Source organism: Stenotrophomonas sp. HMSC10F07, assembly GCF_001807895.1.
Classification (GTDB): Bacteria; Pseudomonadota; Gammaproteobacteria; order Xanthomonadales; family Xanthomonadaceae; genus Stenotrophomonas; species Stenotrophomonas sepilia.
The window spans coordinates 36,033-60,355 of the sequence record NZ_KV791341.1 but is presented as its reverse complement, the minus strand read 5'-3'; the positions used below and the strand labels follow the sequence as shown (position 1 = coordinate 60,355).

24 protein-coding genes and 3 pseudogenes are annotated in these 24,323 nt (G+C 65.3%); 11 read left to right on the top strand and 16 right to left on the bottom strand.

Annotated features, from left to right (window positions below; all coding sequences use genetic code 11):
- Nucleotides 1–215: 215 nt before the first annotated feature.
- Nucleotides 216–776, top strand: a complete 561-nt coding sequence (locus tag HMPREF3114_RS03895; protein ID WP_053496573.1) for a fasciclin domain-containing protein — start codon at nucleotides 216–218, stop codon at nucleotides 774–776.
- A gap of 96 nt (nucleotides 777–872) precedes the next feature.
- Here HMPREF3114_RS03895 and HMPREF3114_RS03890 read toward each other — a convergent pair whose 3' ends face one another.
- Nucleotides 873–1,085: a hypothetical protein gene (locus HMPREF3114_RS03890; RefSeq protein ID WP_005416609.1), complete on the bottom strand. Its 213-nt coding sequence runs from the start codon at nucleotides 1,083–1,085 to the stop codon at nucleotides 873–875.
- A 106-nt stretch (nucleotides 1,086–1,191) separates the two neighbouring features.
- On the bottom strand, nucleotides 1,192–2,373 hold the full coding sequence (locus tag HMPREF3114_RS03885; RefSeq protein WP_070489168.1) for a serine hydrolase domain-containing protein: 1,182 nt from the start codon (nucleotides 2,371–2,373) through the stop codon (nucleotides 1,192–1,194).
- Between the two features lie 297 nt (nucleotides 2,374–2,670).
- Between HMPREF3114_RS03885 and HMPREF3114_RS03880 the strand changes: the two genes are divergently transcribed.
- The gene (locus HMPREF3114_RS03880) at nucleotides 2,671–3,918 is read left to right on the top strand and encodes an arsenic transporter (protein ID WP_070489165.1); all 1,248 of its coding nucleotides are present in this window, start codon (nucleotides 2,671–2,673) and stop codon (nucleotides 3,916–3,918) included.
- Between the two features lie 24 nt (nucleotides 3,919–3,942).
- On the opposite strand, the gene HMPREF3114_RS03875 is transcribed toward HMPREF3114_RS03880, so the two are convergent.
- The 5 genes from HMPREF3114_RS03875 to HMPREF3114_RS03855 all read right to left on the bottom strand — a co-directional run bounded on the left by HMPREF3114_RS03875 (nucleotide 3,943) and on the right by HMPREF3114_RS03855 (nucleotide 9,372).
- Entirely contained in the window at nucleotides 3,943–5,376 is a 1,434-nt protein-coding gene (locus HMPREF3114_RS03875; protein WP_070489162.1) for an OprO/OprP family phosphate-selective porin, read from the bottom strand.
- Between the two features lie 132 nt (nucleotides 5,377–5,508).
- Nucleotides 5,509–6,285 (bottom strand): ABC transporter permease, encoded by a 777-nt coding sequence (locus HMPREF3114_RS03870; protein ID WP_005409726.1) that lies wholly within the window; start codon nucleotides 6,283–6,285, stop codon nucleotides 5,509–5,511.
- Nucleotides 6,269–7,102 carry an ABC transporter ATP-binding protein gene (locus tag HMPREF3114_RS03865; protein ID WP_053496569.1) on the bottom strand — a complete coding sequence of 278 codons (834 nt, stop codon included), beginning with the start codon at nucleotides 7,100–7,102 and terminating at the stop codon, nucleotides 6,269–6,271. Before HMPREF3114_RS03865 ends, HMPREF3114_RS03870 begins: the two co-directional genes overlap by 17 nt.
- 14 nt (nucleotides 7,103–7,116) lie before the next feature.
- Nucleotides 7,117–8,175, bottom strand: coding sequence for an ABC transporter substrate-binding protein (locus tag HMPREF3114_RS03860; RefSeq protein WP_070489222.1), 1,059 nt, complete (start codon nucleotides 8,173–8,175; stop codon nucleotides 7,117–7,119).
- 75 nt (nucleotides 8,176–8,250) lie between these two features.
- A complete protein-coding gene (locus HMPREF3114_RS03855) occupies nucleotides 8,251–9,372 on the bottom strand; it encodes a 4-oxalomesaconate tautomerase (protein WP_070489159.1) in 1,122 nt (373 codons plus the stop codon).
- Between the two features lie 109 nt (nucleotides 9,373–9,481).
- On the opposite strand from HMPREF3114_RS03855, the gene HMPREF3114_RS03850 reads away from it, so the two are divergent.
- Entirely contained in the window at nucleotides 9,482–10,384 is a 903-nt protein-coding gene (locus tag HMPREF3114_RS03850; RefSeq protein WP_070489156.1) for a LysR family transcriptional regulator, read from the top strand.
- A 560-nt stretch (nucleotides 10,385–10,944) separates the two neighbouring features.
- Here HMPREF3114_RS03850 and HMPREF3114_RS03845 read toward each other — a convergent pair.
- The 3 genes from HMPREF3114_RS03845 to HMPREF3114_RS03835 form a co-directional block, all read right to left on the bottom strand.
- Nucleotides 10,945–11,415, bottom strand: coding sequence for a hypothetical protein (locus HMPREF3114_RS03845; RefSeq protein ID WP_070489153.1), 471 nt, complete (start codon nucleotides 11,413–11,415; stop codon nucleotides 10,945–10,947).
- Nucleotides 11,416–11,528: 113 nt separating this feature from the next.
- Complete coding sequence (locus tag HMPREF3114_RS03840) at nucleotides 11,529–11,906, bottom strand: hypothetical protein (protein WP_070489150.1); 378 nt, start codon at nucleotides 11,904–11,906, stop codon at nucleotides 11,529–11,531.
- Nucleotides 11,907–12,014: 108 nt separating this feature from the next.
- Nucleotides 12,015–12,542, bottom strand: a complete 528-nt coding sequence (locus tag HMPREF3114_RS03835) for a DUF6622 family protein (RefSeq protein WP_070489147.1) — start codon at nucleotides 12,540–12,542, stop codon at nucleotides 12,015–12,017.
- A gap of 223 nt (nucleotides 12,543–12,765) precedes the next feature.
- Here HMPREF3114_RS03835 and HMPREF3114_RS03830 point away from each other — a divergent pair, with 223 nt between their 5' ends.
- Complete coding sequence (locus tag HMPREF3114_RS03830; RefSeq protein WP_235643025.1) at nucleotides 12,766–13,917, top strand: serine hydrolase domain-containing protein; 1,152 nt, start codon at nucleotides 12,766–12,768, stop codon at nucleotides 13,915–13,917.
- 6 nt (nucleotides 13,918–13,923) lie between these two features.
- Here HMPREF3114_RS03830 and HMPREF3114_RS03825 read toward each other — a convergent pair whose 3' ends face one another.
- A complete protein-coding gene (locus HMPREF3114_RS03825; protein ID WP_070489144.1) occupies nucleotides 13,924–14,796 on the bottom strand; it encodes a methylenetetrahydrofolate reductase in 873 nt (290 codons plus the stop codon).
- The gene (locus tag HMPREF3114_RS03820; protein WP_005416621.1) at nucleotides 14,796–15,710 is read right to left on the bottom strand and encodes a LysR family transcriptional regulator; all 915 of its coding nucleotides are present in this window, start codon (nucleotides 15,708–15,710) and stop codon (nucleotides 14,796–14,798) included. The genes HMPREF3114_RS03825 and HMPREF3114_RS03820 overlap by 1 nt, the downstream gene beginning before the upstream one ends.
- Nucleotides 15,711–15,785: 75 nt before the next feature.
- Between HMPREF3114_RS03820 and msuE the strand changes: the two genes are divergently transcribed.
- Genes msuE through HMPREF3114_RS03805 form a run of 3 tightly spaced genes read left to right on the top strand, consistent with a single transcriptional unit; the run spans nucleotide 15,786 to nucleotide 18,486 of the window.
- The gene (msuE, locus tag HMPREF3114_RS03815; protein ID WP_065177785.1) at nucleotides 15,786–16,379 is read left to right on the top strand and encodes an FMN reductase; all 594 of its coding nucleotides are present in this window, start codon (nucleotides 15,786–15,788) and stop codon (nucleotides 16,377–16,379) included.
- Nucleotides 16,380–16,434: 55 nt separating this feature from the next.
- Nucleotides 16,435–17,412 (top strand): DUF1852 domain-containing protein, encoded by a 978-nt coding sequence (locus HMPREF3114_RS03810; protein WP_070489140.1) that lies wholly within the window; start codon nucleotides 16,435–16,437, stop codon nucleotides 17,410–17,412.
- A 39-nt stretch (nucleotides 17,413–17,451) separates the two neighbouring features.
- A complete protein-coding gene (locus HMPREF3114_RS03805; protein ID WP_070489137.1) occupies nucleotides 17,452–18,486 on the top strand; it encodes a methionine synthase in 1,035 nt (344 codons plus the stop codon).
- On the opposite strand, the gene HMPREF3114_RS21370 is transcribed toward HMPREF3114_RS03805, so the two are convergent.
- Nucleotides 18,443–19,000: a hypothetical protein gene (locus HMPREF3114_RS21370; RefSeq protein ID WP_227836732.1), complete on the bottom strand. Its 558-nt coding sequence runs from the start codon at nucleotides 18,998–19,000 to the stop codon at nucleotides 18,443–18,445. The two genes, HMPREF3114_RS03805 and HMPREF3114_RS21370, sit on opposite strands and share 44 nt — an antisense overlap.
- 106 nt (nucleotides 19,001–19,106) lie before the next feature.
- A complete protein-coding gene (locus HMPREF3114_RS03800; RefSeq protein WP_053496559.1) occupies nucleotides 19,107–19,319 on the bottom strand; it encodes a hypothetical protein in 213 nt (70 codons plus the stop codon).
- A gap of 66 nt (nucleotides 19,320–19,385) precedes the next feature.
- Between HMPREF3114_RS03800 and HMPREF3114_RS21585 the strand changes: the two are divergent.
- Both HMPREF3114_RS21585 and HMPREF3114_RS21580 read left to right on the top strand, forming a co-directional pair.
- Nucleotides 19,386–19,643 (top strand): annotated as a pseudogene (locus tag HMPREF3114_RS21585) (arsenic transporter); the annotation flags it as partial.
- A pseudogene (locus HMPREF3114_RS21580) lies at nucleotides 19,633–19,985 on the top strand (LysR substrate-binding domain-containing protein); the annotation flags it as partial. The pseudogenes HMPREF3114_RS21585 and HMPREF3114_RS21580, both read left to right, overlap by 11 nt.
- 65 nt (nucleotides 19,986–20,050) lie before the next feature.
- Here HMPREF3114_RS21580 and HMPREF3114_RS20875 read toward each other — a convergent pair.
- Nucleotides 20,051–21,265 (bottom strand): chymotrypsin family serine protease, encoded by a 1,215-nt coding sequence (locus tag HMPREF3114_RS20875; RefSeq protein ID WP_070489134.1) that lies wholly within the window; start codon nucleotides 21,263–21,265, stop codon nucleotides 20,051–20,053.
- Between the two features lie 185 nt (nucleotides 21,266–21,450).
- On the opposite strand from HMPREF3114_RS20875, the pseudogene HMPREF3114_RS03785 reads away from it, so the two are divergent.
- Together HMPREF3114_RS03785 and HMPREF3114_RS03780 are read left to right on the top strand one after the other, a co-directional pair.
- Nucleotides 21,451–21,747: pseudogene (locus tag HMPREF3114_RS03785) on the top strand (PfkB family carbohydrate kinase); the annotation flags it as partial.
- A 60-nt stretch (nucleotides 21,748–21,807) separates the two neighbouring features.
- Nucleotides 21,808–22,737 (top strand): DUF6708 domain-containing protein, encoded by a 930-nt coding sequence (locus HMPREF3114_RS03780; RefSeq protein WP_070489131.1) that lies wholly within the window; start codon nucleotides 21,808–21,810, stop codon nucleotides 22,735–22,737.
- Between the two features lie 4 nt (nucleotides 22,738–22,741).
- Here the strand turns inward: HMPREF3114_RS03780 and HMPREF3114_RS03775 are convergent, their stop codons facing one another.
- Nucleotides 22,742–24,316 (bottom strand): S15 peptidase family protein, encoded by a 1,575-nt coding sequence (locus tag HMPREF3114_RS03775; RefSeq protein ID WP_070489127.1) that lies wholly within the window; start codon nucleotides 24,314–24,316, stop codon nucleotides 22,742–22,744.
- Between the last annotated feature and the right edge of the window lie 7 nt (nucleotides 24,317–24,323).

Below are 24,323 nucleotides of genomic sequence, written 5' to 3'. Positions count from 1 at the left end.
GCAGCCCCTGGACCTTGGATCCCCGTCCGACTGGTAGCGCTACCATCGCGTTGCAGCGGAGAGTAATCACCGCGGTTCGCCGTTGTCACCATGCAGCGCAGCAAAACCGCCTGCGGGCCAAACAGCTGATGACTCGGCCGTTGCTGCATCCGGTCACGCTCACCCGACGTAGGAAGAATGCCCGCACTTGCGGGTCATCCAGAAAGGAACGCACCGTGAACGCTCTTCAGCGCATCGCCGCCGCAGTCGGCTTCGCCGTACTCGTTTCGTCCGGCTCCTCGGTTTTCGCCGCCAACACCGTCATCGTGGGCGGGGCAGAAATGTACCCCACCAGGACCATCGTCGAGAACGCCGTCAATTCCAAGGATCACACCACGCTGGTTGCAGCGGTCAAAGCAGCCGGCCTGGTCGACACCCTCAACGGCGCCGGGCCCTTCACTGTTTTCGCGCCCACCAATGCGGCCTTCGAAAAGCTGCCTGCAGGCACTGTCGAGACACTGGTGAAGCCTGAAAACAAGGCACAGCTGACCCGGATCCTGACCTACCACGTCGTCCCGGGCAACTACAGTTCCGCCCAGCTTCTGGCCGATGCCCGCAAGCACAGCGGCAAGGCCACCCTGAAGACCGTGCAGGGTGAGCCTCTCACCGTGGCGCTCCACGATGGCAAGCTCTGGGTCATCGACGCAAAGGGTGGAAAGGCAGGCATCAGCATTGCAGATGTCGGCCAGTCCAACGGCGTCATCCACGTGGTCGACACCGTGCTGATGCCCAAGTAAGCGGCCTCACGCAACGGGCATCCGGCGCGATGCCCGTTGCCTGGGCCGGTCATCCCGACGTCACCATGCGGATCCCTGCCCGGCATGGCGTCGTGGCTACCACTCCGGCCCGAGCAGCTTGGTCACTTCGGCCTCCAGTTTCTGCGCGGCCTCATCCTGGGAGGCGACCTTGATGCTCAGCCCCGACTGCGCCGGCCCCGGCACCAGCTGGTAGCGGTTGATGGTACCGCCACCGTCGCCGTCCAGCGCTACCCGCGCCACTACCGTGCGGCCATTGGCGTGGAAGGTCCAGTCCTGATAATCAAACATGCTTCAGTAGGTGTGCGGCCAAGATGTCATCCCACTTTTAGCGGCACGACAGTGAAGAACGCTCCAGGAGGATGTTCAGAGCGCGTGGACATGATGACGACAGGGCCTATTGCAGTGTCCGCGCCAACTGCAGGACATCGGCGAAGAAGGAGGGATAGTCGTCCTGTGGAGCGCTGTGGGTCTCGCGCCGGTGAACCAGACGCACGGCGACCACGCGCTGTTCCGGGACGATCATCAGGTATTGGCCCAGGTAGCCGTTGGCGGCAAAGCCGACGACCGGTCCCCGTGAGATGTCGTAGAGATCGGCGAGCTTCAGGCCGCGCGCGGAGATCTGGCTGCCGTAGCGCTGGGACCCGTCCGCGCCCAGCTGATTGGCGAGGAAGGCGACCAGTGCGCTGCGGCTTTCGAATACTCGCCCTGCGCTGGCCTGCAGTGCGCGCTGTACGTCGTCGTCCACGCCCCTTTTCACCAGCAGATCCCGCAGCCGGGGCTTGAGCAGGTACCGTTCCCAGGCCGGTATCCGCCACCACAGCAGCCCAACATCTGGCGCACGGGCGCTTTCGGTCGTCATCAACGCGACCGACTGCTCACTCAGGAGACGTCTGCCATCCGGTGCCACGCCTCCGTCCAGCAACAGTTGCCCGATGGCGGCAAGATCGGCCGCGCGCAGGGACAGCCCGGCCATGCCCAGCGGGGTGCCTGCCTCATCCTTCATCCAGGTGTAGTGGGCAATGCCCAGGGGCTTGAACAGCCGCGCGTCCAGATACGCGTCCACAGGCTCGCCTGCCAGGCGCTCGACAATGCCGGGCAGCAGGTTGGTAGCCTTGTTGTTGTAGGAGAACACGTTGCCCGGGTCATCGCTCAGCTCGGCAGCCAGTGCCAGCTTGACCAGGTCCGGGGCCCCTTCCAGCTCTTCGCCCGCGTTCGCCACGTTCTGCAGGCCCGAGGTATGGTCCAGCAGCATGCGCACGGTAATGGCGCTCTTCCTGCCCTGCTTCCATTCGGGATAGATCCGGCTGACCGGCGTATCGATCGAAGCCAGCTTTCCTTCGTCCAGCAGCAATGCAATGGCCAGCGCGACGACCGACTTGGTGGCCGACATCAGGTGAACGGATTCCTGCCCGGCGGCGGGCTTCAGCTCAAGCAGCGTCTCCCGCTCATGCATCACCAGGACCGCATCGGAATGCGCGGCGCGTGCATTGCGCTCGATCGCGGCAAGGGCATCGGCACGTGTCGCCGCTTGGCTGGGCCCGGTGATGCCGAACACCAGGGCCAGGGCGCAGGACAACCAGCAGGATCTTGGCATCGCAATCTCGTCCAATGAGTGTGTGCGCAGCTTGACTACATTTGTAGTCACGCAGCAGTGCCTGAAGTCATGGCCCGCTTGAGTGCTGAAAGTGGGCTGGGCGCCGCCCCCCGGCCCACCTGCAACGCGGTCAACGGCAGCGGTCGCCATGCCGCGCCGCACGGTATGATGCGGCGACCCGGAACCTGCGATGATTGCAGCGGCCGCCCATCCGCTGATCGCGCGCGCCAGGCCCCACCTGCGCCGGGGTCGCTGCAGGTGCCGCTGAAGCCCCACTCCATGCTCGCCCCCCAAGCCCCCCTCGTGATCTGGGCAGCGGTCGCCGTTGCCACCCTCGGTCTGCTGTTCCGTCCTTTGCGCATCCCCGAATATGTGTGGGCGTTGGGCGCTGCCGCCCTGTTGCCGTTGCTGGGCGCGGTGTCGCTGCATACCGTATGGGGTGCGGTGGCCGAAGGCCGCGACGTCTACCTGTTCCTGGTCGGCATGATGATGCTGGCCGAACTGGCGCGGCGCGAAGGCCTGTTCGATTGGGTCGCGTTGTACGCGGTGCGGCATGCGGGCGGATCCGGGCGACGCCTGTTCGACCTGGTGTTCCTGGTCGGCACGCTGGTGACGGTGTTCCTGTCCAACGATGCAACGGCCGTAGTGCTGACGCCGGCGGTCTACGCTGCCTGCAAGGCGGCGCGCGCCAATCCCCTGCCCTACCTGTTCGTCTGTGCCTTCATTGCCAATGCGGCCAGCTTCGTGCTGCCCATTTCCAATCCGGCCAACCTGGTGGTGTACGGCCAGCACCTGCCGCCGCTGCTGCAGTGGCTGGCGCAGTTCGCGCTGCCGTCGGCGGCGGCCATCGGTGCCACCTACCTGGTCCTGCGCTGGGTGCACCGGCGCGAGATCGCCCAGCCGCTGGTGGCCGCGCCGCCGCATCGCCCGTTGACCGACGGCGGCCGGCTGAGCGCACTGGGCGTGCTGTTCACCGGCACCGTGTTGCTGGTCACGTCGGCCTTGAACGGGCCATTGGGCCTGACCACGTTCTGCGCAGGTACGCTGAGTGTTGCGGTGGCGGCGATCCGCCAGCGGCGCAGCCCGCTGCCACTGCTGCGCCACGTGTCCTGGGGGGTGCTGCCGCTGGTGGCAGGACTGTTCGTGCTGGTGGAAGCGGTGGCGCAGACCGGTGTCATCCAGACCACGGCCAGCGCCCTGCAGGCCCTGGCGCAGGCATCTCCCCGCCAGGCCAGCTGGCTGGCCGGTGGCGCGGCTGCGCTGCTGAGCAACGTAGCCAACAACCTGCCGGTCGGCCTGGCCGCCGGTTCGCTGGGGCAGATGGCCGACCTGCCGGCGCAGACCCGTGCCGCATTGCTGGTCGGCGTGGATCTGGGACCCAACCTGTCGGTCACCGGTTCGCTGGCGACGATGCTGTGGCTGGTGGCGCTGCGTCGCGAGGGCGAGCATGTCAGCGCGCTCGACTTCCTGCGCGTCGGCGCGCTGGTGATGCCGCCGGCGTTGATCGGAGCATTGCTGCTGCTCTGATCGGCGCGCGAGCGGCATGCGCTTCTAGAAGGCCACCTGCAGGCGGGTATTGAAGGTGGTGCCTTCATCCCTGCCCTGGCCGGTCCCACTGCGGTTGCGGGTCTGCCAACGGATCGCCTCGAACATCACGCGGCTGAAATCGTTGAGATACCAGTTCGCACCCAGCGTCCACGCGTGGCCGGTACCGCCACTGGGCAGCTCGGCATAGTCCACGTCCTCGAAGCGCCCCTTCAGTTCCCATGCCCCGGCACCGCCGCGGGTGACAGGATCGGCCACCTTGACCCGGCCCCAGGTGCCGGCCTTGCCCGAATAGGCCGGCCTTGCACCGGCCAGGAACCAGCCAGCCGAAATCGCCCAGGCCTGGTGGTCCAGATCGTAGCGCCCGCTGGCGTCGGCCCCGCGCAGGTTGCGCGTACCCCATTCGCCGGTCGCCCAGGCCGGCCCGAAGAAGCCTGCCAGTTCCGCGCCATAGGCCGTGCTGCGCTCGGCGCCCAGCAGTGTGCCCGGCGCGATCTTGACCAGGTCGTTGAAGTGCCCGGCGATGGCCGAACTGCGGACGACGCCGCTGGCGCCTGCGGCGATCTCCTCGTGGAAGGCCCAGGCCCCCAGGTGCACCGTGACCGCATCATTGGCCACCGGGTTCCAATGCACGCGCGTGGCCCAGGTCTGGCTGTCGTTGTCGGTGCCGGCGTTGTTGAGATCGTTGCCGGCCACCGACAGGCTGGCATGCCAGTCCTTGCCGTACACGCGCTCGGCCAGGCCGACACCGAACAGCCCGCGCTGCGGCAGCATCAGCGTGCCGACCACGTTGCGGTCCTGGAACGGCGTGTTGGAAGTGCTGCTGGAGCCGTCGATACCCCGGTCGTTGAGGCGGTTGCCCACGGTCAGGTCGGCCGGCAGCCCGAACAGGCGGTGGTCCACGGTGGCGTAGACCGACTTCCACGCCACCGCGTTGTCGGCGAAGTCACCTTCCACCGCCCAGCCGAGGATGCCGTAGCGGCCTTCGGCGCCCAGCCGCACCGAGCGGATCTCGGTACCGGAGATGTTGCGGTCACTCACTGACGATCCGTCTGTGCTGGATGCGTCGACGAACAGGCGTCCGCGCGGACGGAACGCCACACTGCCATCGGCACTGCTGAACTCCGGTGCGCCCTTGGACCAGGTGACCTTGGGCGCCTTGGCCTGGCTGGATTCCAGTGCGGCGACGCGGGTGTCCAGCGCGGGGCCCTGCGTTGCGGCCGCCGCACCGGCGGTGCTGTGCCCGCCCTCCAAGGCACGCAGGCGCGCCTCCAACTGCTGGATCTGCAGCGCCTGCTGCTGCACCAGGCGTGAGAGTTCGGCCTGGCTCAATGGTGCGGGTGGGGACGAAACAGCCTGGGCGCCAGCATGGCCACTGGCCAACAGCAGGCCGAGCGCGACCGACAGCGCTGCCAGCGGCAGCACGGTGGAATGGTTCATGGACTCTCTCCGGCCAGCCGGCCCCCTGGCCCGGCGCTGGCCTGTTGCGGTGGTGCGGGGGAAGATCGGGGGAGGAAGCGCGCGCCGCCGGATCGGCCCGGCGGCGCGGCAGGCGGGCTCAGCCCGGCCCGGTCAGCTGGTGGCCTGGGCCTGGGCGTTGGGACGCCAGGTGATCAGCTTGTTCTCGACCACGTCCAGCAGCGCGTCGATGACCAGCACGAAGGCGGCCAGGATGATGATGCCGGCGAACACACCGACGGCGTTGAAGTTGCCTTCTGCCTGCGCGATCAGGTAGCCCAGGCCCGCCGAGGCGCCGAGGTACTCACCGATGATCGCGCCGACCACGGCGAAGCCCACCGAGGTGCGCAGCGAGGACAGGATCCAGCTGGCCGCTGCCGGGAAGTAGACATGGCGTAGCAGGTCGCTGCGGCTTGCGCCCAGGATGCGGGCATTGGCCAGCACCACCGGATTCACCTCGCGTACGCCCTGCATGGCATTGAAGAACGTGGTGAAGAACACCAGGGTGACCGCCAGCGCCACCTTCGACCACAGGCCCAGCCCCAGCCACAACACGAAAATCGGGGCCAGCACCACGCGCGGAATTGCGTTGAAGCCTTTGATGAAGGGATCGAGGATGCGCGCCGAGCGGCGGCTCAGGCCCAGCCAGACACCGCCGGCCACGCCGAGGCCGGTGCCGATGATGTAGCCCAGCGCGGTTTCGGTCAGCGTGATGTAGACGTGCTGGTAGAACGAGGTATCGGACAGCCAGGTCCAGGCCTGCTGCACGATCGCCGTTGGCGACGGGAAGAAGAACGGATCGATCACGCCCAGCGCGATGCCGCCCTCCCAGCCGCCGAACACGGCCACAACCAGGGCCAGTTGGATGAACTTGTCAGTCTTGGCGTGCATAGCTCTTCTCCACTTCGCCGCGCAGGCAGGCCCAGATGTCGCGGTACAGGTCGGTGAAACGGTCATCCAGCTTGATCTCGGCCACGTTCCGCGGCCGTTCCAGATCCACGTCGAAACTGCGCACGACACGGCTGGCCGGGCCGGAGGACAGCACCACCACGCGGTCGCCCAGGGCGATCGCTTCTTCCAGATCGTGGGTGATCAGGATCACCGAGCGCCGGTCCTCCTGCCACAGACGCAGCAGCTCGTTCTGCATCAGGTGCCGGGTGTGGATGTCCAGCGCCGAGAACGGCTCATCCATCAGGATCACCTTCGGCTCGACGATCAACGCCTGCGCCATCTGCACGCGCTTGCGCTGGCCACCGGACAGCTGGTGGGGGTAGCGATGCTCGAAACCGGCCAGGCCGACCTTGGCCAGCCACGCGTTGGCCTTGGCCTTGCGTTCGGCTTCGGGCACGCCACGGAAACGCAGGCCGAGCTCAACGTTCTGGTATGCGGTCTTCCACGGCAGCAGCGCGTCCTGCTGGAACAGGTAGCCCACCGACTCCTGGACGCCGCTGACCGCACGGCCGTCGATGCTGACCTGGCCGGACGACGGCTTCAGCAGGCCCGCCACGGAATTGAGGATGGTGCTCTTGCCGCAGCCGGTTGGCCCAACGATGGCAAGGAACTCGCCATCACCTACCTGGATGTCGACATCACGAACGGCGGTGAATTCGCCGAAGGACATGGTCACCTTGTTGAGCGCGACCATGGTCTGTGCAGGCTCCAGCTGCGGTGCGCCATTGAGGTGGCGCACGGTGGCATTGAGGGCCATGGGGTTACCTCCGCTTACGGTTGGGCAGCCGGCGCCGCAGCGTTGGCACGCTCGACGAAGGCATTGGTGTAGGTGCGGGACAGATCGATGTTGGCCTTGGCCACATCCGTATTGAACTCGCGCAGCACCTTCAACGGCGTTTCCAGATCAGCCGGCGTGAAATGACCGTCGCGGGTGAAGATCGCGCGGGCGTTCTCCACCGCGCGCGCATAGGTGGCGCGGTCGCCAGAAACGTAGTTGTCCGGCAGCGCCGCAACGATGTCTTCAGCACTGTTGTCGGCGATGAACTTCAACGCCATCTGCTCGGCGCGGGCGATCTTCTCGGCCGCTTCGGGGCGCTTGTCCAGGAAGCTCTGGTTGGCGTACATCACCGAGGTTGGATAGAGGCCGCCATAGACCTGGCGGGCGCCGTCGTCGCTGCGCGCGTCGAGGAGGATCCTGCCGACCTTGCGTTCGGTGATCAGGGTGGCGGCAGGATCGTAGTTGACCAGCAGGTCGATCTTGCCCTGCTCCAGCGCGGCCACTGCTGCGGCGCCCGAGCCGACGCCGATCAACGAGATGCTGTCAGCCGGAATATCGTGCTGGGCGAGGAAGTGACGGACGAAGAAATCCGACGATGAGCCCGGTGCGGTAATGCCGACCTTCTGGCCCTTGATGGTCTCCGGGCGGGCCGGATCGAAGGTGGCATCCTCGCGGCCGGCCATCACCAGGCCGGAGTTGCGCGAGAGCAGCACGAAGGCCACCACGTCCTTGCCCTTGGCCTGCATCTGGATGGTGTGGTCGTAGAAGCCGACGGCCACGTCGGTGGAATTGGCCACCAGCGCCTGCAATACCTTGGAGCCGCCCTGGGCGAAGTTCTCGGTCTTCACCTGCAGGCCGACGTCCTTGAAGTACCCCTTGGCGTCGGCGATGAAGAACGGCAGGTTGTTGAGGTTGTAGGAGCCGACGCTGATGCGTACCGGTGCATTGTCACCACCGCCGGCGGATGCGCCTTCGGTGCGCCCGCTGTTGCTGCATCCGGCCGCGGCCAGACCAGCCGCGCACAGCGCGGCCATCAAGAACTGCTTGTACATCATCCCTCCCAGGAGTGAAGCATCTACGTTGTAATGGCGGGCATGCGCACCTGCGCCGGCCCGTCCGGGTTCAGATCATGCCGCTGACGTCCATTGGCGGGCTTGGGTGGAACCGGCCACGGCAAGTGCTGGCGTGGTGGCAAACACGCGGCCCTCGAACAGGCGGCGTGCGGTGCGCACGACGCTGGCAACGACCGGCGCATCCTGCGAGCTGCGACTGAGGCCCACCTCCAGGGCCCCGCTCGGATGTTCGAGGGTAATGCTGCCGGGAACGGACAGGCATCCGACCAAAGTGTGGGCCAGCGTGCCCGGCGTAACGGCGGCGGTGGCCAGGCCAACCGCGCCGGTAATGGCCAGCGCGGTGTGGCATTGATGCGGCATGAAATAGCGCACCTGCAGATCGCCCCCATGTTGCGGCGCCGACAGCAGCACCGGCTTCGGAATGACCTTGTTGCCGGCGTCGGCGATGCCCATGCGAGCGCCTGCCTCGATGCGCAGCGCTTCCAGCCGGCGCATGAGTACCGCGTCCGCGTTCAGTTCGGCGGGCGGGGCATCGCCGCGCACGCCCAGGTCTTCGGCACGTACCAGCATCATCGGCATCGCGCAGTCCACCAGGCTGACCGGCACGCCATCGATGGTCTCCTGCGCGTGCCCGCTGGGCAGCAGCTTGCCGGTGCGGGCACCTGCCGCATCAAGGAAGGAGAGCCTGACCGGCGAGGCCGAGCCCGGCGCGCCGGCAATGCGCGTATCACCGCGGTAGACCACATTGCCGCCCGGCGTTTCCACCGTGGCGATGATCAGCTTGCCGGTGTTGACGTTGTGGATGCGCACCTCGGTCTGCGGATCCTGCGCCTGCACCAGCCCACGCTCGATGGCATACGGGCCTACGGCCGCCAGCATGTTGCCGCAGTTCGGCGAGGTATCCACCACCTGCTGCTCTACCCGTACCTGGGCGAACAGGTAGTCGACATCGGCGTCCGGACGGCTGGAGCGGTCGATGATCGCCACCTTGCTGGTCAGCGCGTTGCCACCGCCGATGCCGTCGATCTGCAACGGATGGCCCGAGCCCATCACTTCCAGCAGCAGGCGATCGCGTTCAGCGATGTCCATCGGAAGGTCGCTGGCCAGGAAGAACGGGCCCTTGGAGGTACCGCCGCGCATGAGCACGCAGGGAATGCTGAGCAGATCGTTGGACATACGTGTGCTAGATTGATGCGTATAGGGGATTAATGACCCCTCTGTGATTCGATACTGGCATGACCCCAATTGATCTGTGAATTGCTGATTTTCGGATGATTGATACCCAATGAGCATCAATTGCGAAATCCTGGATCTGCGTGCGTTCCTGCTGGTTTCGGAGACCCGCAGCTTCCATCGCGCCGCGGAAATCCTGCACGTCTCCCAGCCAGCACTCAGCCGGCGGATCCAGAAGCTGGAGCAGGCCGTGGGTTCGCCACTGCTGGAGCGCACCACGCGCAGCGTCAGTACCACCGCTGTCGGCGAGAACCTGCTGCCGCTGGTACGCCGCATGCTGGAAGAATTCGATGGCTCTCTGTTCTCACTGCGCGGCCGGGAGGACACCCGCGGCGCCACCGTGACCATCGCGTGCCTGCCGACGGCGGCGTTCTACTTCCTGCCCAGCGTGATGGCGCGTTTCCACGAAGCGCACCCGAACGTGCGCTTCCGCATCCTGGATATCCCGGCGACGGAGGGTCTGCAGGCAGTGGAACGTGGCGAAGTCGAGTTCGGCATCAACTTCATGGGCGCCAACGATCCCAATCTCGACTTCGACGTACTGGCTGAGGACCCCTTCGTCCTCGCCTGCCGACGCGATCATCCGCTGGCCCGCAAGCGCAAGGTGGAATGGGCTGATCTGGCCGCGCACCAGCTGATCACCGTGCATCGCACCAGCGGCAACCGCACGCTGCTGGACGGTGCGCTGGCGCGCGAGAACCTCAAGTTGAGCTGGCACTACGAGGTGACGCACCTGTCGACGTCACTGGGCATGGTCGAGGCCGGTATCGGCGTGTCGGTGCTACCGAAGATGGCCACGCCGGACGGGGACCACCCCACCCTGGTGACACGCGCGATCGGCAATCCTGTGGTATCGCGCACGATCGGGATCGTCCGTCGCCGGGGCGCCCTGCTCTCGCCCACGGCGGAGCGCTTTCTGCAGATGCTGATGAGCCAGTGGCGCGGGACCGTCTAAGGCGCCGGACATCTGGCTGGGCTGCTGCGCAGGCGGGGCTTCCGCCATGCACCCTGCCTGGTCACCGATGCGTCGGACAGCGACCTGTCCGACGTGCCGTTGCCCGCGGCGGTCAAACAGGATCGGCTGTTCCATCTGGGTGCTTGGCGGCCACCGCTGTTCAAGGACTACCTGGGTCCCCGCCTGACCTGCACCGTGCCGGTCACCCGCAAGCACTATGCGCTCAGGGCCAAGCTTGATCTGCAGAGGATCACGATACCCGCTCTCTGGCGACAGCCGCTTTCGCGTGAAGTGGCCATGTTGGTGGAACTGGCTGGCCGGGTAGGCGCCTGCGCGCGAGTACATCATGCGCACCAGGCTGGACAGCGTGGTCACGCTGCCCACCGATGATCGCGCATTGCTGGCACCGCGCTGTTGCTGCAGAGCCACCGCCAGTGGCGGCCCATCGGTGGCATCGACGTCGGGCACGCCCAGCTGGTCGATCAGGCGGCGTGCATAGGGTGCGGCGGATTCGAAGTCAGGAGATCAATGCGTTTGGCGCACTTCAATCGCCCCTGGATTCAATGGCACTGCTGCGCGACATCGATGCCGTCTCGATGCTTCATGATGAGCGCCTCCAGTCCCGAGGGCCCTCCAGAAATCGGGCCGGGCTTGCCGGGCTGACCCTCCGGGATCAGTCTCGATGTCGTCTGATCCTGAAGCTTGGCAATGCCTGGCGCACGTCGGTCTGCGTATCCAAAGATATCGAGGGTGAGCAGGTCATGCCCGTTCTCGACCAGGAGTAATGGAACCTCTCTGCACCGAAGTTCGAACACGCTCGATTGCGGGGGGCCAGCTTCGATGGTAATGCCTTTCAATGCGTTCGCCCGAGCGAAGGCGATCGCATCGTCGCGAAGCATCTTGAATGTTTCTGGTGGAAGTGGGCGGAATGTTCTGAGCTCAGATTCGAGAGAGGTTGGATACGTTATCCAAACGATTCCTGCCGCAACCACCAGGCCCAGGAACATGAGGGAAGAGATCAGAATCTTCATCTTGGAGCCTTCATTTGACCTGTCTGAACCTTGGACTTTGCGGATTCGCAACCTTCCGCCCCAGCCGGTGGACAGCAGCTTCCGTGCGTTGGCGCGCCTACAGAACGCCCTCGTCACGAAGCCACGAAGATCGACGCAATACCCGCGAGCGATCCCACGGCCACCCACGAGAGCGTGGCGAATGCAACCAGCAACACCTTCCGGTGGACGACCTGCGCTTCGTTTCGGGACTTCGGCCGCCGCGCATAGGGCCTGGAGAAACCCAGCAGTTCGCCAGTGACTGTCAGCGCCCCCATCACGATCAGCGCGGTTACGCAGAAGCCGAACATGGCGCCGATGAAGGCCAAATACCGGGTATCACCGATAGCCGGCTGGGTCCCGGCCAGCGCCTCCACAAGTTGCCCCGTCCACCGTGCGGGCAGCCAGGCCAGGGCGGCGACAATGCTGAAGTGACTGACCACGTTGATCCAGAACCAGGATGTGGTCTTCATGACGCCAGCGTTTCCGGTGGTGGCCAGTGGCGGGCATCGTGACGCCTGCGCCAGCCCCGCACAACCCTGCCTGGGGACGCGGGCCAGCGGCGGGCACGCCTCGGACAATCAGCCTGCGGTTTCCAGCCCCTTGCCCGCCGCATCCATCCGCAGCGAGCCCAGGTACCGGCAGTATTTGCCCACGAAGATGCCAGTGAACCCGCCCGTCAGCAGCAGGTAGGCGGCACTGAAGCCGGCATGGGCGGACAGCGACGGCGACACCGCAAATGCGACTTCGAAGCCGTACTTCACCAGGAAGGTGGCCAGCAGCAGCGGCAGCAGGCTGAAGTCCGCGCTGCGCCAGAGCTTGCCGGTGCTGCGGTCCAGCGTCAGCTTCAATCGATTCAACAGCAGCCAGGCAAGCGACGCGCCCGTGGCGATGCCGGCCAGCCATTCGCTCCAGGCGCTCAGCGAAGCGCCGAAGCGATGGCTGACCGACCACGCACCCCAGACGGCGAACAAGGCGGGTACGATCGCCAGCTTCTGCAGCGAGGTCTCGGCCGGCTTCATGGCGGCGATGCCACGGGTGATCAGGAAGGCCAGGAGCAGCCAGACCCAGATTGGCGTCTGCGAGGCGAGGTGCTGGAGCATGTTCATGAGCGGTCCCCTTGGTGAGTGGTGGCGAGGCGCCCTCGCCTTGGCGCTCACTATTCGCTTCCGCCCGGGTTGCAACCAGTGACAGCTGTCAGCCATCGGGGATGACCCGCTGGCGTGCTGCCCGGCCTCCGGCAGCTGTTGGGTAGATACGCCCGGTACGTCCTGCGCCGGCCCGCCTTCGGCCCGCGCTACCATCACCACGACGCCGCTGCGAGCCACGCGCATGTACCACGACCCTGTCCGACGCCGTCTGTGTGCGGCGCTGCTGGCCACCGGCTGCGGCCTGTCCGCATCATCGGCGCTGGCGAGCCGGGCGACGTTAGCGGGATGCAGTTCGCTGACCGCATTGCTGCAGGCCGAACGGCAGCCTGGCATGGCGGCGGTTCTGGTCGATCACGGGCGCATTGCCGCGCTGTCCACGACCGGGCGGCTCAGTGACAGCCGGACTGCACCGATTGATCGCCATACCGTGTTCGAACTGGGGTCGATCACCAAGCTGTTCACGGCCCTGCTGATATTCCGGCTCCAGCAGCGGCAGCTGCTCGACGTCACCGCGCCCATCGGCCTGTATGTGGAGGGGTTGCCTTCCGCTTGGGCATCCACTTCGCTGCTGCAGCTGCTGAGCCATACCTCAGGCATTCCCAACTATCTGAACGAAGACAACTTCCTGCGGTTGATGCCGACGAATCCAGGCCCCCGTGAACTGCTTGCAGAGGTGGCCGAGCGGCCGCTGGAGTTTGCGCTTGGTGCGCGGCACGCCTACTCCAATACGAACTACATCCTGCTCGGCCTGGCCATCGAGCATGCGACCGGCATGGATTACTGGCGCATCCTCCAGGAGGAGATCCTGTCGCCGCTGGGCATGCGTGATGCAGGGCCGCGTCGTGCAGAGGAGCGGCGCCGGATTGCCCAAGGGCATCTGTTCCAGGATGGCCACTGGCGCGCACCGCCTCCCACTGCTCCGGGCTCGGCATGGGCCGCCGGCGGCCTGCTCGCGAGCATCGACGACATGGCGCGCTTTGCTGTGGCGCTGGACCAGCATCGACTGCTGCCCGAGGCGTCCCTGAAACGGATGTGGTGCGACACACTGCTCTCCAATGGCAGCAACGCGGGCTGGGGGGCCGGCTGGGAAGTTTCCGATGGCGGAAAGGTCGTCGGCCATGGCGGCGGAACCGCAGGCTTCACCGGGTATCTCCGGCACCGTCCCACCGATCGAAGAACACTCGTCGTGCTGATCAATCGCGCCGGAGACATCAACCCGCAGGGTATTGCAGAGCGCCTCGACCTGGGCATGCGTCACTGCAATGGGAGGCTTTCCAGGCCTGCGCCCGCGCTGGAACATGCCGGCGCCCGGACAACGCGATTCCTGCAGTGATGCGGATCATCCACTCTGGCTGATTGAAATGCGCCGCCGGTACTGCGCCATCCACTCCAGCGACGGCGCAACACCACCGAACGGGAAGAAATGCGGGCTGACCTGGCCATGGGCGTCCGTCAGCCCGTTCACCAGTCGATCGACGAACACCTCCGGCCCCGCCGTGCCGAGCAGCCGGCCGATCGAGATGCCATACCTGGCCAGCATCGATGCACTGGCGCCTACGCCGCACCTCGCGGCGTATCGCAGCAGCCGGGTGATGCTGGCCGGACCCGGCACACCGACCAGCACCGGAACCGCGATGCCACGCGTGCGCAGTGCATCCAGCCAGGCCAGCACGGTATCGGCATCGAAGGCGAACTGGGTGACGACCAAGGGAGCCATGCCACGTGCTTCGATGGCCTGGCATTTACCCTCCAGCGCCTGCCAGCGTTCTTCACTGCGCATTGCCGGATGCCCTTCCGGGTGCCCGCCGATAGCAACGACCTTGATGCCGGATTGCTCCAGAACACCGGTCTGGATGATCGAAGCACTGTCGGCAAACGGTCCGGCAGGTGTGGCCAGGTCGCCCGCGATCAGCAGGCAACGCGCGACCCCGGCTTCGCCGGCGGCACGCTCCAGGAAGCGTTCAAGCGCTGCGCGTGACCCGACACGCCGCGCAGAGAGATGCGGCATCGGTTCGAATCCGAGCGCGCGCACCGTGTGCGCGGCGGCCAGGCGGGTGTCGTCATCCTCGCTGGCCAGGTAGGGAATGGAGATGACCGTACCGCGCGGGATCCGATCCGCCTCGGCGCACAGCGCGGGCATGGCCTTCGCGCTGACTTCCAGTGAAAAAGCGCTGATGAAGGCGTCCGCCCGCAGTGACAGGCCTGCCGGCATCAACGTGCTCCGCCCACATTGCCGGCAAGCGGCGAGCTGTTGCGGGCCAGTTCGATGAAGGCCTGCAGGTAGTCGATACCGGTATCGGCCTCGCGCGCGCCCAGGTAGATCTGCTTGGGGATGCCCTTGGCGCCCAGCCGTACGGGCACCACGTCCATGCGCGTGGCGTACTCCTCCACCAGCCAGCGCGGCATGGCAGCCACGCCGCGGCCGCTGGCCACCATCTGCATCATGATGTCGGTGGTTTCAATGGCCTTGTGGCGCCGCGGGGTGATGCCGGCCGGCAGCAGGAACTGGTTGTAGATGTCCAGGCGCTCGAACGGCACCGGGTAGCTGATCAGCACTTCCTGGCTGAGCTGGCGCGGCTTTACGTGGTCCACCTTGGCCAGGGCGTGGTTGCTGGCCACCACCAGCACCTGCTCGTAGTCGAACACAGGGATGAACTTCAGGCCCGGCTTCAGCAGTGGATCGGGCGTGACCAGCAGGTCGATCTCGTAGCCGAACAGCGCGCCGATGCCGCCGAACTGGAACTTCTGCTTGACGTCCACATCCACGTCCGGCCACGCGGCCAGGTACGGCGAGACGATCTTCAGCAGCCACTGGTAACAGGGGTGGCATTCCATGCCGATGCGCAGCGCGCCGCGCTCGCCCTGGGCAAACTGGCGCAGGCGCTCCTCGGCCAGGTCCAGCTGCGGCAGCACCCGGTTGGCGACTGCCAGCAGATATTGCCCGGCCTGGGTCAGCCGCAGGCTGCGGCCTTCGCGCAGCCAGACATCGGTACCCAGCTGCTGCTCCAGCTTCTTCATGCTGTGGCTGAGCGCCGACTGGGTCAGGTTGAGCACGCCGGCAGCAGCGGTGAGCGAGCCCTGCTGCTCGACCTGCTGCACGATGCTGAGGTGGATCCGCTCCAACATTAAGATGAATCTCACTCATGGATAGGTGAAGTAATACCATTTTACGTCATGGAAAGGCATGACTAGGATCGGGTCATGCCTTCATCCCAACGCCCCCTCCGTATCGTCGCCGTTTCCGGTGGACTGCAGCGCCCCTCCCGGGCCGCCACCCTCGCCGAGCACCTGCTGGGCCTGATCGGCGAGAACATGCGCAGCGAACAGCAGCTGATCGAACTCGGCGAACTGGCGCCGCAGCTGGCCGGTGCGCTGTGGCGTTCGCAGCTCCCGGAGGTTGTCGAGCGCCAGCTGGTGGCCGTCGAACGGGCCGATGTCCTCGTGGTGAGCACGCCGGTCTACCGCGGCTCCTACACAGGGCTGTTCAAGCACTTCTTCGACTTCATCGACCAGGACGCGCTGGTCGATACTCCCATCCTGCTGGCCGCGACCGGCGGCAGTGACCGCCATGCACTGGTGATCGATCACCAGCTGCGGCCGCTGTTCAGCTTCTTCCAGGCCCGCACCCTGCCCCTGGGCGTGTATGCCACCGACCGCGATTTCACCGAGGGGCACGTGCACAACGAAGCGCTGATCCAGCGCGCACGACTGGCGGTGCAGCGCGCAATGCCGTTGCTTGCGCTGTCCCATCGCGGCGCGCCAGTCGCCGCCGCCGAGGCCATCGAAGCCCTTTGAAGCCAGATGCCGCCAACCTGCATCTGGATGTCACCCCGCAAACGGAACGCCGCCCATGACGAACGACGCCTTCACCTTCAGCATCACGCGCATCCCCTTCAACGAGGATTACCAGCCGGCCGAAGGCACGCGCATCACCACCAACTTCGCCAACCTGGCGCGCGGCGCATCCCGGCAGGAGAACCTGCGCAACACGATCAGCATGATCAACAACCGCTTCAATGATCTGGCGCATTGGGACAACCCAAGCGCCGATCGCTACGCGGTCGAGCTGGACATCATCTCGGTGGAGATGCACATCGACGGCGCCGACGGCAGCGATCCGTTCCCGTTGATCGAAGTGCTGCGGCCGACCATCGTCGACACGCACACCGGCGCACGCACCGAAGGCATCGTCGGCAACAACTTCTCGTCCTATGTCCGTGACTACGACTTCAGCGTGGTGCTTCCGGCCAGCAACGAAGGCAAAAACACCTTCGGCCTTCCGGAGGGCTTTGGCGACCTGCATGGCAAGCTGTTCAAGCACTTCCTGCGCTCGGACGCCTACCGCGCCAACTTCAGCAAGGGGCCGGTGATCTGCATCAGTGTTTCCAGCAGCAAGACCTACCACCGCACCGAGAACCATCATCCGATCCTGGGCGTGGAGTACCGCCAGGGTGAGTTCTCGCCCACCGACCAGTACTTCGACAAGATGGGCCTGCGGGTACGCTATTTCATGCCGCCGGGCAGCGTCGCACCGCTGGCGTTCTACTTCCAGGGCGACCTGCTGGGCGATTACTCGAACCTGGAGCTGATCGGCACCATCAGCACGATGGAGGCCTTCCAGAAGATCTACCGCCCGGAGATCTACAACGCCAATTCCGTGGCCGGCAAGGTCTACCAGCCCAGCCTGAAGCACCAGGACTACTCCTCCACCCGCATCGTCTACGACCGCGAAGAGCGCAGCCAGCTGGCGGTCAAGCAGGGCCGGTTCACCGAAGAACACTTCATCAAGCCGTACCGCGCCGTGCTTGAGCAGTGGGCCGCCCGCTGATTCATCGATTTCCCATTCGCCCCCAGGACACACCACACGATGCCGACGAAGACGCTGCTCCCCACCTCCACCGCAGGCAGCCTGCCCAAACCCTCCTGGCTGGCAGAGCCCGAGAAGCTCTGGTCACCCTGGAAGCTGCAGGACGAAGGCCTGATCGAGGGCAAGCAGGACGCCCTGCGCCTGTCCCTGCAGGAACAGCAGCATGCCGGCATTGATATCGTCAGTGACGGCGAGCAGACCCGCCAGCACTTCGTCACCACCTTCATCGAGCATCTCAGCGGCGTCGACTTCGAGAAGCGCGAAACCGTGCGCATCCGCAACCGCTACGATGCCAGCGTGCCGACCGTGGTTGGCGCCGTGAGCCGCCCCAGGCCGGTATTCGTCGAGGATGCGAAGTTCCTGCGCCGCCAGACCACGCAGCCGATCAAGTGGGCGTTGCCCGGCCCGATGACGATGATCGACACGCTGTACGACGCGCATTACAAGAGCCGCGAAAAGCTGGCCTGGGAGTTCGCGAAGATCCTCAACGAGGAAGCGAAGGAGCTGGAGGCCGCCGGCGTTGACATCATCCAGTTCGATGAGCCGGCCTTCAATGTGTTCTTCGACGAAGTGAATGATTGGGGCGTAGCCGCACTGGAGCGCGCGATCGAAGGGCTGAAGTGCGAGACGGCGGTACACATCTGCTACGGCTACGGCATCAAGGCCAACACCGACTGGAAGCAGACCCTGGGGTCGGAATGGCGCCAGTATGAAGAATCGTTCCCCAAACTGCAGACCTCCAACCTCGACATCATCTCGCTGGAATGCCAGAACTCGCACGTGCCGATGGACCTGATCGAGCTGGTGCGTGGCAAGAAGGTGATGGTCGGTGCCATCGACGTGGCCTCCAACACGGTGGAATCGGCGGAGGATGTGGCCAACACGCTGCGCAGGGCGCTGCAGTTCGTGGACGCCGACAAGCTCTACCCGAGCACCAACTGCGGCATGGCGCCGCTGGCGCGCGATGTGGCCAGGGGCAAGCTGCGCGCACTCAGCGCGGGGGCGAGGATCGTACGTGAGGAGCTTTCGGCGTAGCCCTGGCTGGGGATGTGTTCCCGTTTCGGCGCGGGGAGGATGGAACCTGGCCGGGTACAGACCAGGCTCCACCTCGCCCCTGCACCTCGGGCCTGGCGGCCGTCATGCGCGGCCGTGGCGCCAGCGCTTCCTTGATCCGCCCCATCTCCCCTGCCCCGGCTTCGGCCAGGCGCCGGGCCTGCTGCCGCTGTTCCCGCGTGAGCGCCGGAGGCGGTGGAGTACCGGCATCCACCAATCGCGCCACCGCATCGCGCAGAGGCAACTGCGGGCAGAGCCGTGCAGCACACCAGCGCTCGGCGTAGCGCTTGGCCTGACGGGTGCTGGTGGCGGACACGACCTTGACCTGTGACATCTTGCGTGCGTCCAGGTACAGGCGGAACCCGAGCGCGGCATGCGGCACGATACTGGCCACCGAACGGCCGTTCCACCACAGATCCCAGCGCTCGCCGCTCTGCACCCAGCCCGAGGGCCGGCGGGCTATCATGAAATCGGGAGCGCTGGAGGGCGAATGCATGGCCGTAAGAATACGGTCGGCCGTCGCATGGACTGAGATTGCGGAGTGGCGCTGGCAACCTCACAACGCTTCTGCCGCAGTGAAGCCCTCTTTACCACTCCCCTCTTTACCACTCTGGGCCGAGCAGTTTCTCCACCTCGGTTTCGAGCCTCTTGGCGGCTTCCTCCTGCGAGGCCACCTTGATGCACAGCCCGGACTGGGCGCGCCCGAGGGTCAACCGGTAACGGTTGATGGTGCCGTCGCCGTCGCCATCCAGTTCCACCCGGGCCACCCGGGTTCGGCCATTGGCGTTGAAGGTCCAGCCCTGGTAGTCGAACATCGTTGAGTCCACCGCAACGCCCTGAATGGCTCCCACCTTATGCGGGGAGGTGCGACACCCCGCCCGATGCTCGCTTCCTGTTCCTCTTTCCTCATCTGGGCGGCCGTGACCGTGGCGACCCTCGGCCTGCTGTTCCGGCCATTCCGCATTCCGGAGTACGTGTGGGCACTGGGGGCTGCTCTTCTGCTTCCACTGCTGGGAACGGTGCCGTTCGGCACGACCTTGCACGCGGTGGCCGAGGGCCGCGATGTCTATCTGTTCCTGATCGGCATGATGATGCTGGCCGGGCTGGCCCGGCTGGCCCGGCGCGAAGGCCTGTTCGACCCGGCACAATCATTCCCTGGCACGCAAGCGCAAGGTGGAATGGGCGGATCTGGCCAAGCGCCAGTTGATCACCGTGCACCGCACAAGCGGCAACCGCACGCTGCTGAATGGTGCGTTGGCGCGTGAGAGCCTCAAGCTCAGCTGGCACTACGAAGTGGCCCACCTGTCGACTCATTGGGCATGGTCGAGGCCGGCATCGGCGTGTCAGCGCTGCCGAAGATGGCCACGCCGGACGGGGATCACCCCACCCTGGTGACACGCGCGATCGGCAACCCGGTAGTGTCGCGCACGATCGGCATAGTCCGCCGCCGTGGTGCCCTGCTCTCGCCCACGGCAGAGCGCGCCACCTCTCCTGCCCGCAGCAATTCCCTGCGGCGCCTACTGAAGGCTTCCTCGGTCCCGGTGCCTCATACCGGGTCGAGATTCAGATCGGCAACCTTGCCGAAGGGCATGACGGTCAACGCCTTGCAGCTTCCCTTCTCGATTGAATCACTGGGATTCTCAGCGGATTTTACGATCCCGTAGCCTGAGCCGCTCTTGTTGAAGACGGCGGCGCCGCTGTCACCGGACGCGCATGCAAGTTCGGAGCCTTCCACTCTTCCCCAAGTGGGTGCACAGACTGCAGCGCCACATACGCCCAACGGGGCGTGCTGCACCGATGTGACGGTTCCGCAACTGAAGCCGGTGCGAGCCCCTCGGAAGCAAAGGAGGCCATGCAGTGGAAGGTCCGCATGGATCAGTATCAATGCCTTCGTCTGGTACTCACCCTTCAATTCTGCGAACACTTCCTGGAGCGGTGTATTTCCAGCAGGAAGCGAGTGCCATTGAACATCGTGACTACCGTCGAAGAGCGCGTCCTGGAATGTCAGTGGCATCATGACCTGCGGGCCACCAACCTCATGACCGTAATTGCTGTAAAGCAACTGATCATCGCAGTGCGCTGCCGTAAGGAGCCCTTTTACCTTGGTCAGCTTGTGCCGAACCGCAAGGCCGCTTGTGCACATCCTGCCATTGGCAGTCAGGATCGCCCCACCGGCGGTGTACGCCGAATTGCGGAAGGGATCCCTCCCAAGGATGATGTTGACCTTCAGCTTCGCAGCCTCTTCAATCTTGCGCTTGGCCGCTTCATACGATTTTGCATCGGCTCCACGAACCGAAACGTCAATCATGCCCAGCTCGGGGCGGCCGTCCACACTCACTGCATCAGGTATGAGTTCGACCACAAGTGGAACGACTCTATGCATGGTTTCGGAGAACTCCTTCTCCGTGTACGGATACCCCTCCTCGAACTCGACCCTGATGGATGAGTCACTCACTCTGAAGTGCCGGACCGCCTCCATCATGTTTCCCTTCAGTCCAACAACGAGGTGTTGATCGGGCATGTTTTCGATCGAAACAAATGCGAGCCGATCACTGTATCGCCGTTTCAGTTCGGCGATGACCGAAGGTAGCTCGGATTCAACTTCCAGCCTGCGCTTGGCGGTGTCGAGTGACACGCCGTTCGCACTCATGTAGGCCTTGGCAGCGATATCCGATTCCTTCTCCGAAAATGCCTGGCCTGCCGGCATGACCGCGAGACTCTGAGCTGACGCGAGAACAAGCAGAACTGATGCTAGCGACATCTAGGTTTCCTCCATGGAATGAGTTCAGGAGCCAGTGCCGGCTCCACGGCCGAAGGTAGCAGGAAACCTCTTTGCGCTCGGCGGGGCAGGAGGGCCATTCACCGTTTCGTGATGCATTGCGCGCTTCAACGCAGGTGTGCGTCGCGCCAGATCAGGCTTAGCGCTGGTAGTTCTTCAGAAACAGCCAGGTAATCAGCGCCGACCATCACGTGCTCGGTGCGCTGCTGCTGGGACGCGATGGAACCCGCGCGCAGGCTCCTCCGAGGCCGCTGCCCGGCATCGTTGATCGCATCGGCGGTGGCGATGCCTTTGCCGCCGGCATCGTGCACCGATTGCTGTCCGGGCTGGACGCAGAAAGCACCGTGCGCTTCGGACTGGCTGCGGGCGCGTTGAAGCACGCCATTCCCGGCGACTTCAGCCCTGCCCGCGAAGCTGAAGTCCGGGCGCTGATGGAGAGCGACCAGTTCGACGTTCGTCGCTGATCTCCCCCAGGATAATCCCGCTAGAATCCAACGGGCGCTGGAATCGCGCAGGGATCGCCCATGGATTACACCGGATACACGCGCAAATTTCCCAACAACCGCCCGCTGAATGCGTTTGATCGTGAGCACCGCCTGCTGCGGAAGAAGCGACTGGATGTCGCGCCGCTGGCGCAGCTGTGCGTGGTGAAGATGAATTCGAACTGCCTGGTTTCGGTGGATCGCTGGTTCGCCGCACGTGGCTTTGCAGCCCTGCTGGGCGCGATCGGCATTGCCTTCGGGCTGGGCGGCATGCTGATGCTGCTCTGGTTGCTGGTCGTGAACAGGCTACCGAACCAAAACGGCCTGTGGGAGGCGATATTCATAGGCATGGCGATGCTGGCCGTCTTCACTGCAGCGAGCATATGGGTAGCTTGCCTCGAGCTGTTCCGTTGGACCTACTATCCGATCGCGCTTGATCGCAAGCATCGGCAGATACACGTGTTCCGGCTGGATGGCACCACCCTCAGCGCGCCCTGGGACCGGGTGTATTTCACGCTTGGCCGCGGAACCGGAACCTTCGGATGGTACAACTGGGATGTCCGCGGACTGATCCTGGACGCGGATGGCGTGACAGTACGGGAGACGTTCGCGTTCTGCATCGCGACCTCCCGCATCGAGAACGCGCATGCCCACTGGGAGTTCCTGCGGCGCTACATGGAAGAAGGACCGGCAGCCGTCGTGGACGCGGTGCACTACTGCATGCCGCTGGACGGCAAGCGCGAGAGCTTCGCGTCCGGCAAGGAGCGCATCTTCGCCGAAGACGCGCAGCTCCCGGGTTTCATGTGGCTCACGATGCTGCCACTCAACTACCTGCACACGATCATGCGCTGGGTGGTGATGCAGACCAGCAGGATTCCGCGGTTTCCACCGGACATCGAGGCGTGCCTGACACCGGACGCCGGTGATCCCTGTGTCCGCGACGCTTCGATGAATCCACCGGACCTGCGCTGACCCATCAATGCAAAGGCACCTTCAGCACCGAAGGCGCGTTGGCTGGCGAGCTGAAGGTCACCGCACCGCCCAGCTGGCTGATGCCCGCATAGCGCAGGTCCACGGTATCGACCACCAGGGTCAGCCGGCTGCCGGTCGGGAGGTTCCAGCTGCTGGCTTCCAGGCGAAGATCGATGGTTCTCGGCTGGCCGGGCGTGGCACCGCGCAGGGTGTACGGCTTGTGGCTGATCAGCTGGCCGTTGCCCAGCATATCCTCGGCATACAGGTAGGCATACAGCGTGGTGTTGGCGCGAGTGGGCGTCACCGTCAACCGCACTTCCGGTGCGCCATCCAGGCGGCGTGCACTCCAGTAGATCGGGCCCTGCCAGACGCCTGCGGCGTTGCGGCCAACGAATGGTACATAGGCACCGGGTGGCAGGTTGAACATCTGCAGCGCGCCGGACGCCATCACCACGCCGGAGTTGGCGGCAGTCAGCAGGCCGCTGCCGATCCGGTAGTTCCAACCGGTGCCGCCACCGCTCTCGGACAGCCCTCCGGTGGGCAGCAGAAGCCCGGTCGGCGCGGTCAGCCCGTAGCTTACGGCGCCGGTAGAGGTGGCCTGCCAGTCCGGATAACGGCTCCAGCTGCCCTTCTGCGACTTCAACTGCACCGCCGGCTGGCGATCGATGCCATTGGCCACGCCCTTGAGGTAGTGGTCGAACCAGTCGCCCACCGTGGCATAGACCTCATTGGGAATGCCGAGCGCACCGAAGGCTTCGTTGAGGGCGTGGTCGCCATGGCGCAGCTGCAACTGCTTGGGTCCCTTCAGGCGGGTGAAGAAGTCGACCAGCTGGCCCGGCGGAAACAGGCTGTCGTTGAAGGCGTTGGCGAGGAATACCGCGGGTTGGTTGGCATTGATCTCATCAAGGCTGCTGGCCGGGCTGCGCTGTGCCGCCACCGGCAGCAGCGAGTCCACCGCCCCCTGGTAGTTGCCGACCAGCACATTGCCGTTGATGGTGGCCAGCTCCGCCCCGGGGCGGCCAGTGGCCAGGCCGGCTGCCACCAGCAGGGCAATGCCCTGCGCGCTGGGCGTGTCATGGCTGTAGAGCGACGCCTGCAGGTCGGCCCAGCCGCTCAACGCGGCAACGGCCTTGATGCGCGGGTCGCGTGCCGCCGCCAGCAGGCTGGTGCCGGCCCCATAGGAGATGCCCGATACACCGATTCGTGAGGGGTCGGCACGGGTGTTGTCCAGCGCCCAGTCAATCAGTGCACTGACGTCCTCGACCGTGGCCGGGCCGGCGATGTCGATGCTGCCGCCCGACTCCCAGAAGCCGCGCGAGCTGTAGCTGATGACCACATAGCCGCGCTGCGCCAGCGACTGTGCCACGCCCACGTACTCCACGCTGGGCACCGCCCAGCTGCTGGGCATCACCAGCAGCGGATAGCGGCCACTGCCGGCATCCTGGGGTTCGATGACGAAGGCCCCGAGGGGCGTGCCATCCCAGCTGGGGATGGTGCGATGGGTGGTCTTGACCGTGGCCGCCAGGGCCGTGGGCGCCAGCCCGGTCAGCAGGATCAACAGCAGCAGAACCTTGCGCATCGTTGTC

Coding starts and splice junctions, on each gene's coding strand:
- HMPREF3114_RS03890 (WP_005416609.1), bottom strand. CDS start 1,085: ATGTTTGATTATCAGGACTGGACCTTCCACGCCAATGGCCGCACGGTA.
- HMPREF3114_RS03880 (WP_070489165.1), top strand. CDS start 2,671: ATGCTCGCCCCCCAAGCCCCCCTCGTGATCTGGGCAGCGGTCGCCGTT.
- HMPREF3114_RS03875 (WP_070489162.1), bottom strand. CDS start 5,376: ATGAACCATTCCACCGTGCTGCCGCTGGCAGCGCTGTCGGTCGCGCTC.
- HMPREF3114_RS03870 (WP_005409726.1), bottom strand. CDS start 6,285: ATGCACGCCAAGACTGACAAGTTCATCCAACTGGCCCTGGTTGTGGCC.
- HMPREF3114_RS03865 (WP_053496569.1), bottom strand. CDS start 7,102: ATGGCCCTCAATGCCACCGTGCGCCACCTCAATGGCGCACCGCAGCTG.
- HMPREF3114_RS03860 (WP_070489222.1), bottom strand. CDS start 8,175: ATGTACAAGCAGTTCTTGATGGCCGCGCTGTGCGCGGCTGGTCTGGCC.
- HMPREF3114_RS03855 (WP_070489159.1), bottom strand. CDS start 9,372: ATGTCCAACGATCTGCTCAGCATTCCCTGCGTGCTCATGCGCGGCGGT.
- HMPREF3114_RS03850 (WP_070489156.1), top strand. CDS start 9,482: ATGAGCATCAATTGCGAAATCCTGGATCTGCGTGCGTTCCTGCTGGTT.
- HMPREF3114_RS03845 (WP_070489153.1), bottom strand. CDS start 11,415: ATGAAGATTCTGATCTCTTCCCTCATGTTCCTGGGCCTGGTGGTTGCG.
- HMPREF3114_RS03840 (WP_070489150.1), bottom strand. CDS start 11,906: ATGAAGACCACATCCTGGTTCTGGATCAACGTGGTCAGTCACTTCAGC.
- HMPREF3114_RS03835 (WP_070489147.1), bottom strand. CDS start 12,542: ATGAACATGCTCCAGCACCTCGCCTCGCAGACGCCAATCTGGGTCTGG.
- HMPREF3114_RS03830 (WP_235643025.1), top strand. CDS start 12,766: ATGTACCACGACCCTGTCCGACGCCGTCTGTGTGCGGCGCTGCTGGCC.
- HMPREF3114_RS03825 (WP_070489144.1), bottom strand. CDS start 14,796: ATGCCGGCAGGCCTGTCACTGCGGGCGGACGCCTTCATCAGCGCTTTT.
- HMPREF3114_RS03820 (WP_005416621.1), bottom strand. CDS start 15,710: ATGTTGGAGCGGATCCACCTCAGCATCGTGCAGCAGGTCGAGCAGCAG.
- msuE (WP_065177785.1), top strand. CDS start 15,786: ATGCCTTCATCCCAACGCCCCCTCCGTATCGTCGCCGTTTCCGGTGGA.
- HMPREF3114_RS03810 (WP_070489140.1), top strand. CDS start 16,435: ATGACGAACGACGCCTTCACCTTCAGCATCACGCGCATCCCCTTCAAC.
- HMPREF3114_RS03805 (WP_070489137.1), top strand. CDS start 17,452: ATGCCGACGAAGACGCTGCTCCCCACCTCCACCGCAGGCAGCCTGCCC.
- HMPREF3114_RS21370 (WP_227836732.1), bottom strand. CDS start 19,000: ATGCATTCGCCCTCCAGCGCTCCCGATTTCATGATAGCCCGCCGGCCC.
- HMPREF3114_RS03800 (WP_053496559.1), bottom strand. CDS start 19,319: ATGTTCGACTACCAGGGCTGGACCTTCAACGCCAATGGCCGAACCCGG.
- HMPREF3114_RS20875 (WP_070489134.1), bottom strand. CDS start 21,265: ATGTCGCTAGCATCAGTTCTGCTTGTTCTCGCGTCAGCTCAGAGTCTC.
- HMPREF3114_RS03780 (WP_070489131.1), top strand. CDS start 21,808: ATGGATTACACCGGATACACGCGCAAATTTCCCAACAACCGCCCGCTG.
- HMPREF3114_RS03775 (WP_070489127.1), bottom strand. CDS start 24,316: ATGCGCAAGGTTCTGCTGCTGTTGATCCTGCTGACCGGGCTGGCGCCC.